This is a genomic window from Mesonia profundi (assembly GCF_031085155.1).
In the GTDB taxonomy this organism is placed as follows: Bacteria; Bacteroidota; Bacteroidia; order Flavobacteriales; family Flavobacteriaceae; genus Mesonia; species Mesonia profundi.
Genome location: NZ_JAVHUL010000027.1, coordinates 1 through 18,419, shown reverse-complemented (window position 1 = coordinate 18,419; position 18,419 = coordinate 1). Strand labels below are relative to the sequence as shown.

The 18,419-nt window shown below is 34.3% G+C and carries 17 protein-coding genes; 13 read left to right on the top strand and 4 right to left on the bottom strand.

Going from position 1 to position 18,419, the window contains the following annotated elements; translation table 11 throughout:
- Positions 1-77: 77 nt before the first annotated feature.
- Entirely contained in the window at positions 78-644 is a 567-nt protein-coding gene (locus RBU60_RS10245) for a DUF3109 family protein (protein ID WP_308864841.1), read from the top strand.
- 3 nt (positions 645-647) lie between these two features.
- On the opposite strand, the gene RBU60_RS10240 is transcribed toward RBU60_RS10245, so the two are convergent.
- From RBU60_RS10240 to RBU60_RS10230, 3 genes are all read right to left on the bottom strand, one after another.
- On the bottom strand, positions 648-2,711 hold the full coding sequence (locus RBU60_RS10240) for a tetratricopeptide repeat protein (RefSeq protein WP_308864839.1): 2,064 nt from the start codon (positions 2,709-2,711) through the stop codon (positions 648-650).
- An 81-nt stretch (positions 2,712-2,792) separates the two neighbouring features.
- A complete protein-coding gene (locus tag RBU60_RS10235) occupies positions 2,793-4,295 on the bottom strand; it encodes a sensor histidine kinase (RefSeq protein ID WP_308864837.1) in 1,503 nt (500 codons plus the stop codon).
- 5 nt (positions 4,296-4,300) lie between these two features.
- Entirely contained in the window at positions 4,301-5,023 is a 723-nt protein-coding gene (locus RBU60_RS10230; protein WP_308864835.1) for a LytR/AlgR family response regulator transcription factor, read from the bottom strand.
- Between the two features lie 259 nt (positions 5,024-5,282).
- Between RBU60_RS10230 and RBU60_RS10225 the strand changes: the two genes are divergently transcribed.
- The 12 genes from RBU60_RS10225 (at position 5,283) to RBU60_RS10170 (ending at position 16,148) form a co-directional block, all read left to right on the top strand.
- Positions 5,283-5,678 carry a DUF4870 domain-containing protein gene (locus tag RBU60_RS10225; protein WP_308864833.1) on the top strand — a complete coding sequence of 132 codons (396 nt, stop codon included), beginning with the start codon at positions 5,283-5,285 and terminating at the stop codon, positions 5,676-5,678.
- Positions 5,679-5,731: 53 nt separating this feature from the next.
- Positions 5,732-7,378, top strand: a complete 1,647-nt coding sequence (locus RBU60_RS10220; protein ID WP_308864831.1) for an ELWxxDGT repeat protein — start codon at positions 5,732-5,734, stop codon at positions 7,376-7,378.
- 107 nt (positions 7,379-7,485) lie between these two features.
- Positions 7,486-8,007 carry an outer membrane protein gene (locus RBU60_RS10215; RefSeq protein ID WP_308864829.1) on the top strand — a complete coding sequence of 174 codons (522 nt, stop codon included), beginning with the start codon at positions 7,486-7,488 and terminating at the stop codon, positions 8,005-8,007.
- Positions 8,008-8,060: 53 nt separating this feature from the next.
- On the top strand, positions 8,061-9,293 hold the full coding sequence (locus RBU60_RS10210) for a hypothetical protein (protein WP_308864827.1): 1,233 nt from the start codon (positions 8,061-8,063) through the stop codon (positions 9,291-9,293).
- 136 nt (positions 9,294-9,429) lie between these two features.
- Entirely contained in the window at positions 9,430-10,296 is an 867-nt protein-coding gene (locus RBU60_RS10205) for a DUF4412 domain-containing protein (protein WP_308864825.1), read from the top strand.
- Between the two features lie 154 nt (positions 10,297-10,450).
- Positions 10,451-11,032: a hypothetical protein gene (locus RBU60_RS10200; protein ID WP_308864823.1), complete on the top strand. Its 582-nt coding sequence runs from the start codon at positions 10,451-10,453 to the stop codon at positions 11,030-11,032.
- A gap of 83 nt (positions 11,033-11,115) precedes the next feature.
- Positions 11,116-12,108, top strand: coding sequence for a lipocalin-like domain-containing protein (locus tag RBU60_RS10195; protein ID WP_308864822.1), 993 nt, complete (start codon positions 11,116-11,118; stop codon positions 12,106-12,108).
- A 128-nt stretch (positions 12,109-12,236) separates the two neighbouring features.
- Positions 12,237-12,854: a laminin B domain-containing protein gene (locus RBU60_RS10190; RefSeq protein ID WP_308864821.1), complete on the top strand. Its 618-nt coding sequence runs from the start codon at positions 12,237-12,239 to the stop codon at positions 12,852-12,854.
- 24 nt (positions 12,855-12,878) lie between these two features.
- Positions 12,879-14,231 carry a right-handed parallel beta-helix repeat-containing protein gene (locus tag RBU60_RS10185; RefSeq protein ID WP_308864820.1) on the top strand — a complete coding sequence of 451 codons (1,353 nt, stop codon included), beginning with the start codon at positions 12,879-12,881 and terminating at the stop codon, positions 14,229-14,231.
- 110 nt (positions 14,232-14,341) lie between these two features.
- A complete protein-coding gene (locus RBU60_RS10180) occupies positions 14,342-14,899 on the top strand; it encodes a hypothetical protein (protein ID WP_308864819.1) in 558 nt (185 codons plus the stop codon).
- A gap of 61 nt (positions 14,900-14,960) precedes the next feature.
- The gene (locus RBU60_RS10175) at positions 14,961-15,452 is read left to right on the top strand and encodes a hypothetical protein (RefSeq protein ID WP_308864818.1); all 492 of its coding nucleotides are present in this window, start codon (positions 14,961-14,963) and stop codon (positions 15,450-15,452) included.
- 123 nt (positions 15,453-15,575) lie between these two features.
- On the top strand, positions 15,576-16,148 hold the full coding sequence (locus tag RBU60_RS10170; RefSeq protein ID WP_308864817.1) for a hypothetical protein: 573 nt from the start codon (positions 15,576-15,578) through the stop codon (positions 16,146-16,148).
- A gap of 385 nt (positions 16,149-16,533) precedes the next feature.
- On the opposite strand, the gene RBU60_RS10165 is transcribed toward RBU60_RS10170, so the two are convergent.
- The gene (locus RBU60_RS10165) at positions 16,534-18,177 is read right to left on the bottom strand and encodes a hypothetical protein (protein ID WP_308864815.1); all 1,644 of its coding nucleotides are present in this window, start codon (positions 18,175-18,177) and stop codon (positions 16,534-16,536) included.
- Between the last annotated feature and the right edge of the window lie 242 nt (positions 18,178-18,419).

The following is an 18,419-nucleotide window of genomic DNA, read 5'->3' as shown; positions in this document are numbered from 1 at the left end:
TAAACGTGAATTTTTTCTTAAAAGTTAAATCTTGTCATTCGGGGGAATTCCTATGAAAATAAATTTAAATTTGCACTATGTTTCAAATAGGAAAGACCATCGTTTCAGAAGATATCCTTACCAAGGATTTTGTGTGTAATCTAAGTGCTTGCAAAGGAGCTTGCTGTGTAGAAGGAGAAGCGGGAGCCCCTGTAGAACCCGAAGAAGTAGCGCTTTTAAAAGACGTTTACTCCAAAGTAAAACCTTACCTTAGGGAAGAGGGCATTGCTGCTATAGAACAACAAGGTACGCACATTGAAAATGATTTTGGCGAATTAGAAACTCCCTTAGTAAATGGAGCAGAATGCGCGTATGTTACTTTTGATGATCACGGAACTGCGCTTTGCGGAATTGAAGCTGCCTACCGAGCAGGTGAAACCTCTTGGAAGAAACCTATTTCTTGCGAACTTTACCCAGTAAGAGTTCAGCAGTACTCAGAGTTTTCTGCGGTAAATTATCACCGCTGGCCTATTTGTGATGATGCCTGTACTTTGGGAAAAGAATTACAAACTCCCATTTATAAATTTGTAAAGGAAGCGCTTATCAAAAAGTTTGGCGAAGACTGGTATGCAGAAATAGAAAAGATAGCGCTCAAAATTCAGTGAAAATTATTCCTTTTCTTTTAATAGCGTAAAAACCACTTGAGTTCCTGTGGCTTCACCATTTTCATCTTTTTTATCGATAATTTCATAGCTTATTTTTCCTGGGTAGCTTTTATTATATAATTCTATTCGCTCATCAATGATCTGTATTCCCATACTATTGTGCTTTTTTCTATGTCCTCTTTTAGTAGATTCTTCTCTTCCAATACCATTGTCATCAATAATAATAAGAGTACTATTTTCTTTTGAATCAATACTTACATGAAGTACTTTATCATCTTTTTTGCTAGACAATAATCCGTGCCAAATGGCATTTTCCATAAAAGGTTGGAGCAATAATGGCGGAATCTCTATTCCATCAATTTCTGGAAAATCATCTCCGCTCACACGAAATTCAAACCCATCCTCAAACCTGTTTTTTTCTAACATCAAGTAATAGTCAGTAAGTTTAAGTTCTTCTTGTAGAGAAATGACATGTTTCTTAGAGGTTTCTAATACCATTCTCGTATAACGACTAAAAATTTTAAGATATTTTATGGCTTTAAGATTCTGTTCGCTTTGTATAAGGTAAGTGATAGCGTTGAGGCTATTAAATAAAAAATGAGGATTAACCCGTAAGCGTGTCACTAATATTTCTGACTGTGCCAAGTTGCGCTCATAAATCGCATTCATTTTTTCTTTTTCTTCTTGTTGAATACGTGCGTTGGTCTCTTTCTTTGTACGATAATTTCGGTATTGCATTAAAAAAATAACCAATAATAATAAAAAGCCTACTCCCAAAAGAACCATTGTTAACCTACGCCGTTCTAATTGTTGATGTTGACTTTCTACCACATTTTGCTGCAGCACTTTATCTTTTTGAAGTAATTTAATCTGATTTTCCTTCTTCTCTAAATTATACTTTCTTGTGAGCATCTCAATTCTCACATTTTGATTGGTAAGCTGTATACTATCCTCATAGGCATTAGCCTGCTTGTAATAATATAAAGCATGCTCATAATTACCTTCATCTTCTAAAATTTGGGATAATTTCATGGAGTTTTCTCGAACCAATTCATTTTGCTGAATCTCTTTTGCTAATGAGAGCGACTCTTGAAAATAATCTTCAGCAAGGGCTGTATTACCCCGTTTGAACTGAAGACTTCCTAAGTTCCTGAGTATCTCTGCTTGTTTATGATTGTTGTTTAAGACCTTAAAGCGAGTTAATGCATTTTGAAAATAAACCACCGCTTTTTCTAAATTTTCACCTTCTTTCAAGTAAGAAATTCCCATAAATTCATAGGTAATAGCCAGTCCAAATTCATCCTTTCTTTTTTGATTGAGTTGGAGTAGTGTATCTAAGTATTTGCGTGAAATTTTATAATTATTTTTGTTAATGTAGTAGTCACTTATAGAAAGATAATTCATAGCCAATCCCAAACTATTTTTACGTTCTTTTTCAGCCTCTAGGGCACGTAAAAAATAACTCAAGGCTTCTTCTTCTCGACCGGGTATATAAGAAAGAGCATTCCCTATTCCATTGCTTGAAATTGAAATATCTTTAAGATTTTTCTCTTCTTCTGCAACCTTCAAAGCCTTCATATAATAGGAAACGGCGGTGGCGTATTTTTGATGATTTCGACTGGCTACCCCAGCATTATTAGCAAACCGCATTTTATAATATGGCTTTACATTTTTATTTTCCACAAGGGCAAAAGCTTTAGTGTGCAAATTTAAAGCCTCATCATACTGCTGATGAAACCTATGAAGCAAACCAAAATTATCTAGCGTTCTGGCATATAAAAGCGTGTCTTTTAATTGAAGGGCTAGTTCAATAGCATTTTGAGCGTGGTTATATTCTTCTTTTTCACTATGTTGCTTTCTATGAATCTCTCTTGAGAGCTCAATCTCGTGGATTATTTTTAACGAGTCATTAGTTTCTTGTTCCAACAGTGTACTTAAACTATCAATTTTTGATGTTTTCTGAGCCAAAGCCAAACCAGAATGTAATAAAATGACAATAAATAGCGAGCCTCGAAGGAAGTTACGAAGATGTACTTTTGAGAAATAAAAGTGATGTGTAGAATCCAAATTAAGTTCTTATTAAGATCATTGTCTCATTAAAAAATATTCGTTATTTATTGATTTCAAAGTAGTTTTAAACTATTGACACTAAGTTCCACTTTTTAAAAGACTACGGAGTTCTTCATTTTTTTTACTGAAATAAAAAACTATTTCAGTACCCATAGCTTGCCCATCTTCTTTCTTCAAATCATTTATTTTGAAAGAATAGTTGAGGTTTCTTTTTTGATTGAAATGATCGAGTCTCTCCTGATTAATCTTTAGTCCTACCGATTGTTTTTTAAACAATTTTCTTCCTACATTTTGTCTAGATTTTTGACGCCCTATTCCATTATCGAAAATTTTAAGCATTACTCCGTCTTGGGTTTCATAAAAGCTTAGATTTATCTTTTTCTCTCCTTCTCTCAACATAAGTCCATGCCAGATAGAGTTCTCTATAAAAGGCTGTAGAATCATGGGCGGAACCATTATATTCTTAAGGTTGAGCTTTTCGGAATTCTTAATCTGTAAGTTAATTTTATCTTCAAAACGGATGTTTTCTATATTAACATAGAGTTCTAAAACAGATAACTCTTCATGTAAGGTAATGCTTTCTACTTGGGTACTTTCTAGAATAATCCTGATGAGTTTTGAAAACTTATTTAAGTAGTAAATCGCCTGTTGTTTGTCATTTTCAATCAAAAAAACCTTAATCGAATTAAGCGCATTAAAAATAAAGTGCGGGTTCATCTGACTTTGTAAGGAAGCTAAATGTAGGTGATGTATCTCATCTTCAAATTTAGATTTAAGTTGGGAAACTCGTTCTTCTTCCGTCTTAGCGGTTATGGCGAGTATTTCACTTTCTTTCTCTTTTAGCTTTTCTTCTAAGATTCGATTTTGCTTCTCTTTAATTTGTTGATTTTCTAAGGACTTTTCCAGCAAAGCAGTATTCATTTGCTTCACTTTATACGCTAAACCCACAGCAAATACGAACTGCTCAAAGTAGATTCCTATATGAAAAAGCGCAAAAGGTTTCATATTAAAAAATTGCCATTCCATAATTGGAAAGAAAAGTGCCATCATCGCTAAGATGATAAAAACCCCTCCTCCTATAATAAAGAAATACTTTAATCTTCCGGGAAGTGACATAGACCTGATTAGCGTATATACCGCAAAGCAAAAGACGATAGGCACAAAGACATAAATATAAAAATTGGAGAAAAGAGGAGCATCTTTTGTAAGCATCGCATATGCAAAAACCAGTGTCCCTACGGTAAAAGCTATACCTACAACTTTTATCAAGAACCTATAAAGCTTGTAAATATGGGTTTTGATGTCTAAAAAATAGAGGAAGAAAAGAAAATAGGAGCAGTTGTAAACTACCTGTGTATACCAACGTAGCGCTTTAAAGGGTGTGGCATAAAGCTGATTGAGCCACTCGAAATCATAAGGAGAGACAAGAATAAAATAAAACAGCAAGAAAAACGTGTAGGTCGCATAGAACAAGAAGCTTTTCTCACTAGAATTAAACCCAATAACAAGGCTTATCATACTGAGTATAAACAATGCAGTCACCATTAATTGCCAAAAGAAAAAGGTAGAAAAAAATTCCATTGCGCTTAGATTTTATCTAAAAAAGCAGACTTCTTATTTCGCGAAACGGGGATTTCTTTTTGATTATCTAAGACGACGTAACCATCCTTTTTTAGATACTCACTCACTCTCTTCAAGTTAATAACATAGCTATTATGCACTCTAAAAAAGTCATCCTCGGGCAAGAGGGATTTGACTTCTTTTAATTTTTTTGAAATAAATAAAGGCTTTTTATTTGCCAAGTGGATTTTACAGTAATTCCCATCACTCTCACAATAGACAATATCTTCTGTATTTAAGAAAATTAACTTGCCTTCAACAGGAATAGCGATGCGTTTAGTAGTATGCGAACGTAAGCGTTCTTCTAGAGCATCATAAGTTCTTCCATTTTTTTTATCGGCTTTAAGCTTTTCCATAGTAAATACTAAATCATCAGAATCGATAGGTTTTAGTAAGTAATCCATGGCATTTTCTTTGATAGCTTTGATAGCATATTGGTTATATGCTGTTACAAAAACCACACAGAAATTTCTTTTTTTAAAATGATTTAGAAGCTGAAAACCATCCATTTCAGGCATCTCTACATCCAAAAATACACAATCTGGATCGTGATGCTGTAAGTAAGAAATCGCTTCTTTTGGCTTGGTAAACGTAGCCATGACCTCAACATCTTTACAAAAGTTAGTAATCTCCCATTCTAAACTTTTTATGGCTTTGGGTTCATCATCTATAAGCACTATCTTAATCATAAATTCAGGTTTTTAAACTTGGGAGTTTTCTAAAAATACTAAAAATATAGATTAACTAAGACAAAAATGTATAGCTGGTAGGAATAAGCTTGTATTTGGTTTAAATTCTTTGATTATTGGTAAGCCCACATTTACAGCTAAAACAGCAATTACCAGTTACCTCCAAAATCTTACCTATTATAAAGTGTTTAGCCCCATTCACACATTTGCTCATTGAATATCAGATATTTAAATAAACATTTGTATAAATAAAAATATTATGGACCCAAAAACAAATACATCAAGTATGCCTTCAGAGGAAGCCAATACACAGCATACAACAAATGCATCTACAGCACTTGTAACAGAAGATAAAAATATAGCTATCATCGCTTACATCACCTTTATAGGTTTGATTATAGCCTTTATTATGAACAATGATAAAAAAGCAGTCTTTCCAACATACCACATTAAACAATCTTTAGGGATAGCCTTAACAGGATTAGCTTTGTTTGTAGTTGGTATGGTCCCGATCTTGGGTTGGATCGTTAGTTTTTTAGGATCATTAGGACTGCTTTATTTATGGGTTATGGGCTTAATCAATGCTATTAACGAAAAACAAAAACCTGTACCATGGCTTGGTGAAAAATATGAAGAATGGTTTAAGAATATTTGAGAAGTTGAAACCTTAAACAATAAAATAGAAAATTAAACTAAAAACAATTAATTATGAAACTTAAAAATTACTTAACAAGAGAAAAACAAATTCTTAACGGGTTCTCTAAAACGGGTTCCTTTTTGATAGCCTTATTATTTGCCAACTGCCTTATGGCACAAACTCCAGAACTAGTAAGTCCAGATGCCATAACTCCTAAATATTTAACCGAATATAATGGAGAAGTATTTTTTACTGCAGATTTTCAACAAACAGGTAAAAATTGGCTTTGGAGTAGCGATGGAACTACAACAAATGTATTATCAGGTACTGTGACACCTACTCACCCTGGCTCTCAACCTAGAGATCTCAAGGTCTTTAATAACCAACTAATTTTTAGTGCGCTTCATAATGAGGGAGGCAATTGGAATAGAGAACTTTATGAATTTGTTGGATCAGCGCCAAGCCTTATTAAAAATATACAAATTGGAGGAGAAAGTGGTCCATATTCGTTTATAGAGCTTAACGGAAGCCTCTATTTTGCTGCAGACAATGGTTACAACGGAAGAGAACCTTGGGTAACCGATGGAACAGAAAGTGGAACTACTCAAATAGCCGACATTTATTTTGGTTCAAGCGGTAGTAACCCTTTCACCAATGGTGGAATTGTAAAATCTAACGGAAAAATTCTCTTGAATGCAAAAGACGATACCTATGGGACTGAACTATGGGGAATTGATGGAACAACAAACGGAACTAATTTAATCAAAGATATCAAAACAGGCTCTTCTTCTAGTTATCCCACTTCATTTTATGCAGTTAATAATAAAGTATATTTTTCAGCAACAGATGACTCCCACGGTAAAGAGCCTTGGGTAACCGACGGGACAAATGCTGGTACATATATGTTAAAAGACATTAACACAAGTACTATTCCTAACAGCCTACCTGGAGATTTTACAGCATATAACAACAAGGTTTATTTTAAAGCTGACGATGGGAACAATGGAACCGAACTGTGGGTAACTGATGGAACAGAGGCAGGAACAGTATTGCTCAAAGATATTAATCCTGGTTCAACTAATAGCAGCCATAGTAATCCTAGAAATTTTATAGAGTATAACGGTCAGCTTTATTTTGGAGCTTATGATGGTAATAGTTATGGATTATGGGTAACTGATGGGACAGCAACTAATACTGTTAAAATCATCACGACATCAGATCAACTAAGCAATACATTTACTTATGATGATAGGCTATATTTTACAGCTGACGATGGCTCAAACGGGCGACAACTTTGGGTAAGTGACGGTAGCACATCAGGAACACAAGTCATCGCGCCTACTATTGCACCAAATAGCGATCCTATTCCTAATGCTACTTTTGAACATGCTGTAGTGGCTGGCACACTTTATTATACAGCAGATTATGACGGTAATGGTATTAAAATGTATAAACGAACTACCAATAACCTAAATGTCAATACACCTGGGGAGAGTGACTTTGTAGTCTATCCCAACCCAGTTCAAGATGTTTTACACCTAGAGACCACTGCTCATAACATTCAAAAAGTGGAGCTTCTTTCTATCACGGGACAGCACCTACAAACTTGGGAAGGAGAATCTGAAATTAATATCTCACAATTTACTGCTGGAAGTTATTTTGTAAAAATCACTACAGATAACCATCAAAGCTTGACCAAACAAATTTTAAAAAATTAATTAATTCTGAAAAATATCCTCGTTGAGACTATAGAAGGAGAAAGCTTCTGTAGTCTTAACACAGGGAGATCAATTTAAATCTAGACCCTAATTAAACCCAATCTATCATGAAAAAACAAAATTTAATTATCGCCAGTTTAAGCTTATTTCTAATAAGCCTTATTCCCTCAAGCACAAATGCACAAGAAATAGAAACCAACATTGGAGCAATGCTAGCCTATGGTACCGAAATTGAAAACATAGGTATTGGTGCAAATGCAGAATTTGGCATTATGGACAAGCTAAGTATATCTCCAAGTTTTATATTCTACCTCCCCAAAGAAACTGGTCCAGTTAAAGTGAACTGGTTTGAGGTAAACGCCAATGCCAATTACTACTTTATACAGGAGGAAAAATTTGATGTATATGGTCTTGGAGGACTTAATTATAGCAGTGTTAAAGTAAGCTATGATGGATCTACTTTATTTGGTAATGATTACTCCAGCTCTGATGGCCGTTTTGGTCTCAACCTTGGAGGGGGAGCAAAATTAAATTTAGACAGTAAAATCACACCGTTTGCAGAGCTCAAGTATGTTATTATTGATGGGGGTCAGCTTGTGCTTGCAGCCGGTGTGAAATTTAAAATATAAAAATGAAAACTCCCAGTTTTAAAAAAAGTATAACCCAGAAAAACCCAATTATAATGAATACTATTCAAATTAAATTCAAAACCCTATTCGCATTGCTTTTAGTGGGCTCTATAATCACCAGTTGTAGTAGTGACGACGATACTATAGACGATTCTGGTGATCCAAATCCAGATACACCGGCAGGTATAATTGTCATTGATTCTAATATTGATAGCGAAACAGTTTTGATAAACCACAGAACAGGTGTTGACTATGAAATTTGTGGCGGTATTAATGTAAAGGCAGACTTAATAATAGAAGCAGGAGTTGAGATTGTAATGTGTGCAGGAGCTGGTATTAATGTTGAAAATACGGGTTCATTTAATGCCGTAGGAACTTTAGATTCTCCTATTATCCTTAGAGGAAAAACAGCTTCGCCAGGATTTTGGGATCTTTTGCATTTTGACTCCAATAACCCGAATAATGAATTAAATTATGTGAGTATTGCAGATGGAGGTGGAAGCGGAACATACTCCAATGCCATCATTTGGGTTAATAATAACAATGCGGGACAGCTAACTCTTAAGAATTCTACTATTAAAAATAGTAAAGGTTATGGGCTCGCGATTGAAGATAATGCTTTAATTCCAAATTTTAGCAATAATGTGTTTAGCAGTAATGGTGATGCCCCTATTAACATTCCAATGTCCATTATTGGCTCTTTAGACGATGCTTCAGATTATGGGGATGGAAATACTAAAAACCATATAGAAGTTTTTAGTTCATCAATGAATCAACCCCAAATGGTTAAAAATATAAATGTTCCTTATTTAATTGAAGGAAGTCTAAATATTAAAGATGACTTGACATTGAGTCCAGGAGTTCGATTTTTAATGGGTTCTGGTGCTGGCATTAATATTAGCTCTTCAGGTTCTATGCATGCCATTGGGACAAGTAATGAACCTATTACAATTAAAGGTAACGTTGATGCAGTGGGTTATTGGGGTTTAATTCATCTTGATTCTAACAATCCATTGAATGAATTTGCTTTTGTAAATCTTAAAAATGGAGGCTCTAGCGGTACATATGGTTATTCAAGTATTTGGGTAAATAATAACAACAATGGATCTTTTATTATGAATGACTGTTCTATTTCAGATAGCTATAGTTGGGGTTTAGTTGTTGAAAATGGAGCTACAATGACGCCTTCTACAAAAGCTGGAGTAGAAAGTGCAAATACTTTTAGCAACAATGGTAATGGTACAAATGCAGACTGTACAGACGGATGTAGTGTGATTTTTCAATAGTAAAATTGTATTTATAAAAGAATTGGACAAATTAAAAACTATTTTATTAAAAACACCTTTGTGTGATGAGGTGAAAACAATCACTCATAAATATAAAGGTGTTTTTTTATTAAAGATGAACTATTAAAAAATATTTATGATGAAAAAGATAAGCCTATTTACATTTGTAACCTTTGTTTTATTACTTTTTGCTGGTCCGGTACAAGCACAACGTGGCTTTATTAAACGCCAAATAAAGAAAAAAGTAGAAAAGGACATGAGAGAGAAACATGCCGAACCTCAAAAAGAAAAAGGTAAAAAAGCGCTCGAGGACATTACTTATGAAAACGACAATCGATACCCCGTGCCAGAAAATCCAGTAAAAGCCACCATGGTCATGGAAACAAGAGGCTTTAAAAAAAATGGAAAGTTGAAGGAAACCTCAAGCATTAAAATGGTTTTTGGGGATACTGGAGAATGCATGATTATGAATGAAGGTGATAAAGATGAAAGTCGCATCCTCTTCGATTATAAAGGAGCCGCTACCTATATGATCAGTATCAAAGAAAAAACGGCAACGAAGATGCCCATGATCAACTTTCAAAAATTGGGTGAAAAACTAGCAGGAGATCAAGTAAATCTAGAAGACGATAATGGCGAATGGCAACGAACTCAAGAACAAAAAGAGATTAATGGTTACAACTGTCGTAAATACATCTACACTAACAAGAAAGAGAAAATGAAGATGTACGCCTGGGTTACCCAAGACATCAGTATTGATTTAAGCGGAAATCATCTTTTTGGCGGACAGATTAAAGATTTTTCTACCAATTCAGCGTCAGCCTCATCTGCTAAAGTAGATGAAAACTTTCCTAGAGGAATGATGGTACGTAGTGTTTTCTTTGAAAAAAACCGAGATACACCCAGCACGCAAATGGACATTACCACTTTTACAAAAAAATCTGACCCTACATATTTTGATCTTAGTGCTTATGAAGTAAGCGATGTCTTAGGGAAACTTTAAACTTCATTTTTTTTTAAAACATACGTTTGGAAGAAATCTGAATCTAAAAAAAGACTACTTAAGAAGTAACTTTCCGTGATGAGGTGAAGTTTTGAGTCAATCAACGCTTGTTCGAATCACCTTGATCAAATAAACCCTTTAAATAGAACATATTATGATACGCACAACACAAAGCTTTAAAGCATTGTTTATCCTCCTTATTTTTGCATTCGCATCTTGTAGCAGTAATGATAATGGAGGTAATCAAGATCCTACTAACGACAACAATGATAATAATAATAATGGTGGGACTGAAGTTGTTGCTACCATAGAAACCGAAGCCGATGGTCAAATAGATTATGCTTATGATTTCATACTAGACTCCATGAGACCTAAGATTAGGCATGAGAGCCATGATGGTAAAGATTTATTCTTTTTCTCATCAAAAAATGGCGACTTTTCAATAGGGATGAGAGTTTTCATAGATGGCGAAGGTGAATATACACTTGAAGCCGAAAGTCCCTATGAGGACTTGTCATTGATTCGAGATGAGGATGAGGGGCATAATAATGATACTGTTTTTAAAATCGATGACAATTTTGAAGATGGCCAAGCCACCCTAACCATCACTTCATTGACTGAAAATCATATCAAAGCCACTTTTTCGGCCACCTTGTATAACTCGAGTACTGGTGAAAAGGCCACCTTGACAAACGGTAAAATAGATACAGATATTATACGTGTGGATTTCGACTAATAGCAGTTGAAAGTAAGATCAAGTATAAGCAACTGTTGCTTTGTAAAGCCAACAGTTAAGTGAAATTATAAAAGCCCTTTAAAATGAAAATAGTCCTGCAAAAATTAAAAATTCCAATGATTTTACTGCTAATGGGCACATTTCTTTTGAATAGTACGCCTTCTTTTGCGCAAAGTCTGGAAGGAAAATGGAATATAGCCAAAATGAATACCCAGAATTCTACAGTGATACAGTTTACCAAAGACAGTTTGATATTTTATGAATTTGACAAACGCCGCTCGGCAACGTCCTATCATATCAAGGATAATCGTTTAGCTGTCGGTGCCGGTTCAATTCCAATAGGAGGCGAGTTTGAGTTTGTGAATCCCCAACGTTTGCGTTTAAAGCCAGAACAAGCCAAAAGCCCTATTGATTTTGTACGCTTAAAACCCACAACAACGACCTTGACAAGAGCCGAGATAGCGCAATTAAATTTCGAAATGACTTATCAAAATCGTACGCTTCCATTAAATTTTGATGGAGAAGAAGACGAATCTGGACAAACAATCCAATTAGAGATTATTGACTCTACTTATTTTATTTCTTTTTATCGAAAAGACCGAAGGATGGGAGCTATGCCGATTGAGCAGGTAACCACTAAAAAAATTATGGTTTATGGATTTCCCGAAAAACCGTTTGTGGTTTCTGGGGAGCGAGTGATTTCCAATGGAAACACTATTAAAACGAATAAGGCAGCCTCTGCCAATGCAGATGTGGCGGCTATCGCAGAAATGATCATAGGCAAATGGTTTTATAACCATATAGAAGGCTGGCCTTCTTTATCAGACTGCACTAAAAAGACCTTTTTTAAATTTAAAGAAGATTTTTCTTTACAAACAAAACCCTACGCCGAAAACCCTAGTAACGGAAATTGTATAGCGGGCTCCAGTATAAATGGAACTTACGAACTTCTAGGGACCGACCAAATCAAAGTAACCCAAAATGACAAAACTGAAACTTGGAAAATTCAATCGCTTACGAAAACAAAACTTGCAGTAGAAAGAGATGGCAGCGCACTTACACTTACTAAAAAATAGTTTCTATTTTTTTGCGGAAAGTAAAGATCTATACAATAGAAAAAACGAACAAAAATTTAATTTTGAGTCAAAAAAATGAAAATACAACAATCAAATTATAACAAAAATAGATTTAAAGCCTTTTAAAAATGAAAACACCTCAACTAAAATTCAAAACCTTAATATTTCTGCTTCTGGTGGGTTTTGCCTTTGCCAGTTGCGGTAATGCCAATAAAAAAGAAGCACTTGTTGAGAGCCGTTTTTTGAAAAATACAGAAGTTTGGAAAATAACAGGTGATGCCAATGGCGGCAAAGGGGAGCAGGCTGAAGCTTCTTTTGATGGCGGGGTTCAGGACGGCTACATTTTCGCTAAAGACGACGCAGCTGGGGGCACGTGGTATTTTTCTGCTCCACAAGCTTATCTTGGCGACAAAAGTAATTTTTACGGAGCAACACTCAATTTTAATCTCTTTCAGCATTCAGCTATAAAGGATCAATTTGAGAATAATGATGTTATTTTTAAAAATGGCGAAAAGAAGATAACCTATGCGTTTAAAAACTACCCGAAACAAGATTGGACAGCTTACAGTATTCCAATTGATGCAGATAACAATTGGATGAAGGGAAACTTTAACAATGAAATGCCTGCTACCAAGGAAGATATAAAAGCCGTCCTTTCTAATGTTACTGAATTTTGGATTCGCGGTGAATATGAAAGTGGAGGTGATGAAGGCGGTCTCGATGAAGTCGAAATAACTAAAAATTAAATAACTCTTTAAAATCCTTTAAAAATGAAAACACTTCAGCTAAAATTCAAAACCGTATTATTTTTGTTTTTAATTGGCTTTTTCCTAGCCAGCTGTGGCAATGATAAGAAAGAGAACACAACAAATGTTGACGAAGAATTGGATACACAACAAGTTGATAACCCGACCAGCCCAAATAATAGCGATGGCGCGACCAGCCCAAAATCTAAACAAGATGATAAGTCTCAAATCGCCCCAGAAGAAGATGGATCAACAAGCCCTGATTTTTCAGAAGCTAATGCTGCGGCAATTCTATTGGAATGCAATTATTTTAGCGAACACTCCAATGCAGTTTTGAAAGACAATCCTGAAGCCCCGATAGATTATATCATCACCTGTATAACCCGTATTGATGGTAAACTTACTATCGAGCCCGGTGTTGTGATTGCTTTTGAACAAGATGCAGGATTGGATTTTAAGTCGAAGTCTTCCTTTAAAATGAAAGGCACTGCGGAAAAACCGATTATCCTAACAGGGAAAGAAAAAATAAAGGGATTTTGGTGGGGTGTTCGCACGGAAAGTACTAGTATAACCAATACTATGGATTATGTAACCATTGATTATGCTGGTGGTGGCTCAAAAGCTGGTTTGGTAATCAATAATGAAAAAAGCAGTGTAACCCTTGAACATTGCACTTTTTCAAACAGTAAAAATTATGGAATGATTACCTATAAGGGCGTTGATAAGGATGTGCAGAACATCGTGATGAATAACTGCAACTTTACTAAAAATAAAATACCGGTACACTCTGATGCGAGCCGTTTAAGATTGTTTAACGGATCCAATAAATTTGCTGGAAACGATAAAGATTATATCCATCTAGAAGGAGGAACCATGAGAGGTGATGCCACCTGGGCCAAATTGGATGTTCCTTATTTTCTTCAAAATAATTTTACCATAAAAGAAGGTGTTTTTACAGTAGCACCAGGCACAGAGGTAATCATGTCGTCCCAAAAATGGATACATATATCTGAAGAGGCTTCATTAATAATGGTGGGGACGGCAGAAAAGCCAATTACCATTCGCGGGGAAAGGGATGTTGCTGGTTTTTGGCAGCAAATAAATGTGAAGTCCAGCAGTCCTTTAAATGAAATTGGCCATGTAATCATAGAAAACGCTGGCAGAACAACAAAAAAACCTAACGGTGCTGTATTTTTCGAAAGGTCAAGATTTTTAAATATTCACGACGTGGTTTTTCGCAATTGTTTTGAATATGGGATTACAGTGCAGGATGCAACACGATCCAATTTAAAATACGCTAATTTAAGTGTAGACAACACCCCAAAACTGTTCTCTGATTGGAATGGAAAAGAGATTGCCAATCCCAATAATCCATAGGGATTGAATGTTTTTAATGCCACTTTAATTAGAACCGTTTTTTAATTTTTAAACATAGAAAAAAATGAAAGTAATATTCAACTTATCTAAAATCACCAAGCTTTTATTGGTTGTTTTTCTACTCATCCTGTAAAGATGAAAAAAGTCAAGAAAACGGAAAGAGTCAAATCGAGCAAATAGATCAATTAGAAGATGATGATAGCTTTGCCGGTTCGAGCAAACGGGATGATATCTGTCAACTACTTAAAGAAGATGACATTCGGTTGGTTTTTGATCTTTCTGATGCTATCGAGATAAAACAAGAAAAAGATAGAGATGCAATTTGCTCTTATAACTGGGAGGCTTCGGGGGAAAAATTTATGAAGTATACCGTAATGCTGAATTTTGCCAGCGGCGGAAAGCGCACCAAGAGTCAAATGGATAAGGCTTGGGAGCAACAAAATAAAACGGTTTATTCCAAACGGAACATGCAATCCGTTTCTGGGGTTGGCGATAGGGCTTCGTGGAGCGACCTCGGTGGTGGACAATTGCGCGTGGCTGCCGATGGATATATTTTTTATGTATCTCACTCTGTGATGGTGATGCCAGGCGAAGACAAACCTAAAGACACCCAAGGAATGATTGATAAAACCAAAATTTTGGCCAAAAAAATAATTGAACGGACGTGACCTTTATAAAATAATCATCAAAACGACATCTATTCTACAACCACGCTAAAACAAAATACTAATGAAGATTATACAACTCAGAAATACACTTTTATTAGTACTTGTTTGCACAACGATGTCGGGTTGTATAACGCTACAACAGCCATTACCTGGGAGTCTCTGGGGCAGTTGGACCTTTGAGAAAACGGGTTTTTTAAACAAACAATCAAACAGTCAGCTTGAAAATTACCAAAATATATGTCGTAGAAAGGGAGACCGCTTGCACTTTTCTTCAGATCATAAAATGAAATTACGGTGGTACGATGAAAGCTGTATGATTCATGAGTATTTTATTGGGAGTTATCACGTAGATGGTAAGATTTTGAATGTTGATCTAGCCCAAAGTCGTCGCTATCAAGATCGTCCTTTTCCGCCCATCACAAAATTTAGGATTATGCAGATTAATGAAACCACTTTAAAGTTAGAGGAGATTCCTCAAGGCGATAGAAGTGGTCGTGATAGAGCAAAAACCGGTTTTGAGCCGTTGATTTTTGTTTTTATGAAATTGGATTGAGTTCTATTTAAACATTATAAAGCCGTGGTAATATAACTGATGAATAGAAATTGAAACTACTGTAAATGCCTATTTCTATTCGTTTTACGGAAATGAAATTAATTAATTTAAAAACATACAATTATGTTTAAAACAAAACGCTTAATGATCCTTTTAGGAATCTTCGGATTCCTTCTCGTGGGTTGTAAAGATAATTCAAAAACTGAAAATGCGGCAGATGATGCATCATTGTCCAGAACTAAAAATGACACCGATAATACATCATCGTCCAAAACTAAAAAAAAGACTGGTGCTTATGCGACCATTACTTTTGATGATGGGCGGCGTACCATCGAAATGGAAGCCAGAAGTCAACAAGGGATTTTAAGTTTGCCCACTAAATTTGAGGGAAATATGACGGATTATAAGATAATAGTCATAATTGAGCTTAAGGACTCAGAACCTTTACAGAATAAAATTTACGAGAAAGGTGCCTATTTATCGATCTCAAACATGAAGGGTAAAATTCCGCTTGACGAGAAGTACCAGTCTAATCATAATAAAAGTGAAGACGGAAAGCGAGGTCATGCAGAAATTAAAATCACGTCCATTAGTAAAACTCACGCAGAAGGCACATTCACCGGAACCCTTTATTCAAAAAGTCATCGAAAAGCGACTATTGAAGGTAAGTTTATAACCAAAAGGAAGAAAGAGTAGTTATTAGCTATAGCTATTCTTTAAACGTAATTGCTGGAACCTCAACCTTGGCAAAACACCTAATCAAAACCATGTAATTCAAATCTATTCAATATGAGAACGAACTATCTTTTTATCGCCATCGTCCTACTATTTGGGCCAGATTAGATGTTCCTTATTTTCATCACGATCGTTTTAGAGACAAAGAGGATGTGCTTCGTGTAGAACATGACGTTGCTGGATTTTGTCTCCAATTATATTTTAAAATAGCCATTAGATTTGGAAAAATATGTTCAATTATATAGCTCATTTTAAAGTAAAATTGGTATAGTACATTAAAACTGTATTCAGACTACAGCGGAAAAGAAATTGCCGAGCCCAAAAAACCATAGGATAGATTTGGTTTTTAAAATCTAAAGCTACCATAAATAAAGGCATATCTTTCTATTGCTCTATAACTTTGAATTGATTGGGAATACTCAAAAGCATTTTCTAAGAGATACTCCTTAGTATTAAGAATATTTTGAATCGTAAGACCTAAACTCCAATCTTTATTTTTAAGGCGGTACTCTATATTTAAACTATTGGTTTCATAAAAATCTGAAGCCACAATAAATGCATTACTTTCAATATTTATAAAATAAGCATCATAAATCTTAAAAGATGAATCTAACTTAAATCTATAACGCTTATTTTTTACATAAGAATTTTTACTTTTTGTTTGATTAATCGAATAATTTGCTAATAATTTAAAGTTAACAATACCCTTCCAAAAAGTTGTTGCGTTAAAACTATAAGAAGAAGTCTGAGAGTTTAAAATTGTAAAGTTATCATTAAGTTGTACAGGTTTTTCTGAAATGCGTAGTTGATATCCAAACTTAAGTGTAGTGAGAAAAGGATTAATATAAGTTGTTATTCTTGCCTGTGGCGCTAATGTTTTTTCCCCAGCGGTATAAGTCAACTTAGAAATGTCTGTTGTTTCACTAAGCCTATTATAAAAAGATAAACCATTTTTATAAAGTATATAAGAAATTGAAGCATTAAAATGCAAACGTTGCTCTACTTTTGAGAGCGTATAACTAAAAAGATAATTATGACTTTTTAAAGCTTTTACTTCCTTAATTCCTAATTTAAGATTACGGTAACTGTTTACCATATAATTATCTGTAAAGTAGTTTAGTCTAGGGATTTCTGTCTTATAAGAATATTTAAACAAATAAGATCCTGTTTTTGTTTTTTTAAGATTAATTCTTATCTGTGGATTAGAAAGAAAGAAAGTGTTGAAAAATTTATTTTTGGTATAATAATCTATTTTCGCGTCTATTTTTGAGCTAAAAAAGAGATTTTTAACTACTTCTGTTTCTAACTTAAATTGCGCATGAGGCTCAAAATGTTTAGCAAAATTATTGCCCGTTAAACTATCAATTTCTATTGTATTACCATTGTAATTTGATGTACTTTTTGTGTTAAGAACCTCATTAAAATGCTTAAAACCTCCTGTTAATGAATAGGTTGTTTTTTTATTTTTAAAAACAAATGCTGCATCTATTCCTTGATAATCTATAGATGTGTCATAATTAGTGCTTAATTTCGTATTTTGTTCTTCTTGAAATTCTAATTGATTAGGTGAAATTATAAAGTTTTCCTTTCCTTTTTTAATCCCTAAATAAATGTCAAAAACAGCTACACCATAATCTGTTTTACGAGTAATTTGTGTTTTGCTTTCTAGTTCTCTTTCTTGGCGTTCTAAATTCTGAAAGATATCATTACTCCCATTAAATATTAAATGGTTTTCTTGGTTTTTATTATGTAAAGTCAGCGTATTATTAGATTCAATATATAAATTTTCAGAAATAGCATAACTAATGGTAAAATCATTAGAAAGATTTAAATTTTTTGATTGAATTGAATTTTGCTCTGTATAAGTAATATCCTCTGGTTCAACAAAATACTTGTAATAGGCTGAATTATCATTTTCAAATTTTTCAGTATAGAAAAATAAAGAATTTCTTATTTTTCCATTTTCACCAAACCGCTCATTAAGAAGCAAATTGTTTGCAAGCGATGTGTTTTCTATATAAGTATTATCGGGTAAAAAAATTAAATTACCACTGTCTAAATAAATGACAGGATTCTGTTTAACAACGAAATTTTTATTAAAATCATTAAATCCTTGAGCACTATAAGTATAATTTTTAAATTGGCTATTAACAACTGTAGACTTCCCCTTTTTAGGACAGTGCTAAATTAGAAAATATTATTCATTTAGACGTTGATTTTGGTTCAAATGGA

What these genes read in the sequence shown, in the direction of transcription:
- RBU60_RS10195 (WP_308864822.1), top strand. Translation starts at nt 11,116, where the DNA reads ATGAAAATAGTCCTGCAAAAATTAAAAATTCCAATGATTTTACTGCTA.
- RBU60_RS10220 (WP_308864831.1), top strand. Translation starts at nt 5,732, where the DNA reads ATGAAACTTAAAAATTACTTAACAAGAGAAAAACAAATTCTTAACGGG.
- RBU60_RS10230 (WP_308864835.1), bottom strand. Translation starts at nt 5,023, where the DNA reads ATGATTAAGATAGTGCTTATAGATGATGAACCCAAAGCCATAAAAAGT.
- RBU60_RS10200 (WP_308864823.1), top strand. Translation starts at nt 10,451, where the DNA reads ATGATACGCACAACACAAAGCTTTAAAGCATTGTTTATCCTCCTTATT.
- RBU60_RS10245 (WP_308864841.1), top strand. Translation starts at nt 78, where the DNA reads ATGTTTCAAATAGGAAAGACCATCGTTTCAGAAGATATCCTTACCAAG.
- RBU60_RS10210 (WP_308864827.1), top strand. Translation starts at nt 8,061, where the DNA reads ATGAATACTATTCAAATTAAATTCAAAACCCTATTCGCATTGCTTTTA.
- RBU60_RS10205 (WP_308864825.1), top strand. Translation starts at nt 9,430, where the DNA reads ATGATGAAAAAGATAAGCCTATTTACATTTGTAACCTTTGTTTTATTA.
- RBU60_RS10225 (WP_308864833.1), top strand. Translation starts at nt 5,283, where the DNA reads ATGGACCCAAAAACAAATACATCAAGTATGCCTTCAGAGGAAGCCAAT.
- RBU60_RS10190 (WP_308864821.1), top strand. Translation starts at nt 12,237, where the DNA reads ATGAAAACACCTCAACTAAAATTCAAAACCTTAATATTTCTGCTTCTG.
- RBU60_RS10215 (WP_308864829.1), top strand. Translation starts at nt 7,486, where the DNA reads ATGAAAAAACAAAATTTAATTATCGCCAGTTTAAGCTTATTTCTAATA.
- RBU60_RS10235 (WP_308864837.1), bottom strand. Translation starts at nt 4,295, where the DNA reads ATGGAATTTTTTTCTACCTTTTTCTTTTGGCAATTAATGGTGACTGCA.
- RBU60_RS10170 (WP_308864817.1), top strand. Translation starts at nt 15,576, where the DNA reads ATGTTTAAAACAAAACGCTTAATGATCCTTTTAGGAATCTTCGGATTC.
- RBU60_RS10185 (WP_308864820.1), top strand. Translation starts at nt 12,879, where the DNA reads ATGAAAACACTTCAGCTAAAATTCAAAACCGTATTATTTTTGTTTTTA.
- RBU60_RS10175 (WP_308864818.1), top strand. Translation starts at nt 14,961, where the DNA reads ATGAAGATTATACAACTCAGAAATACACTTTTATTAGTACTTGTTTGC.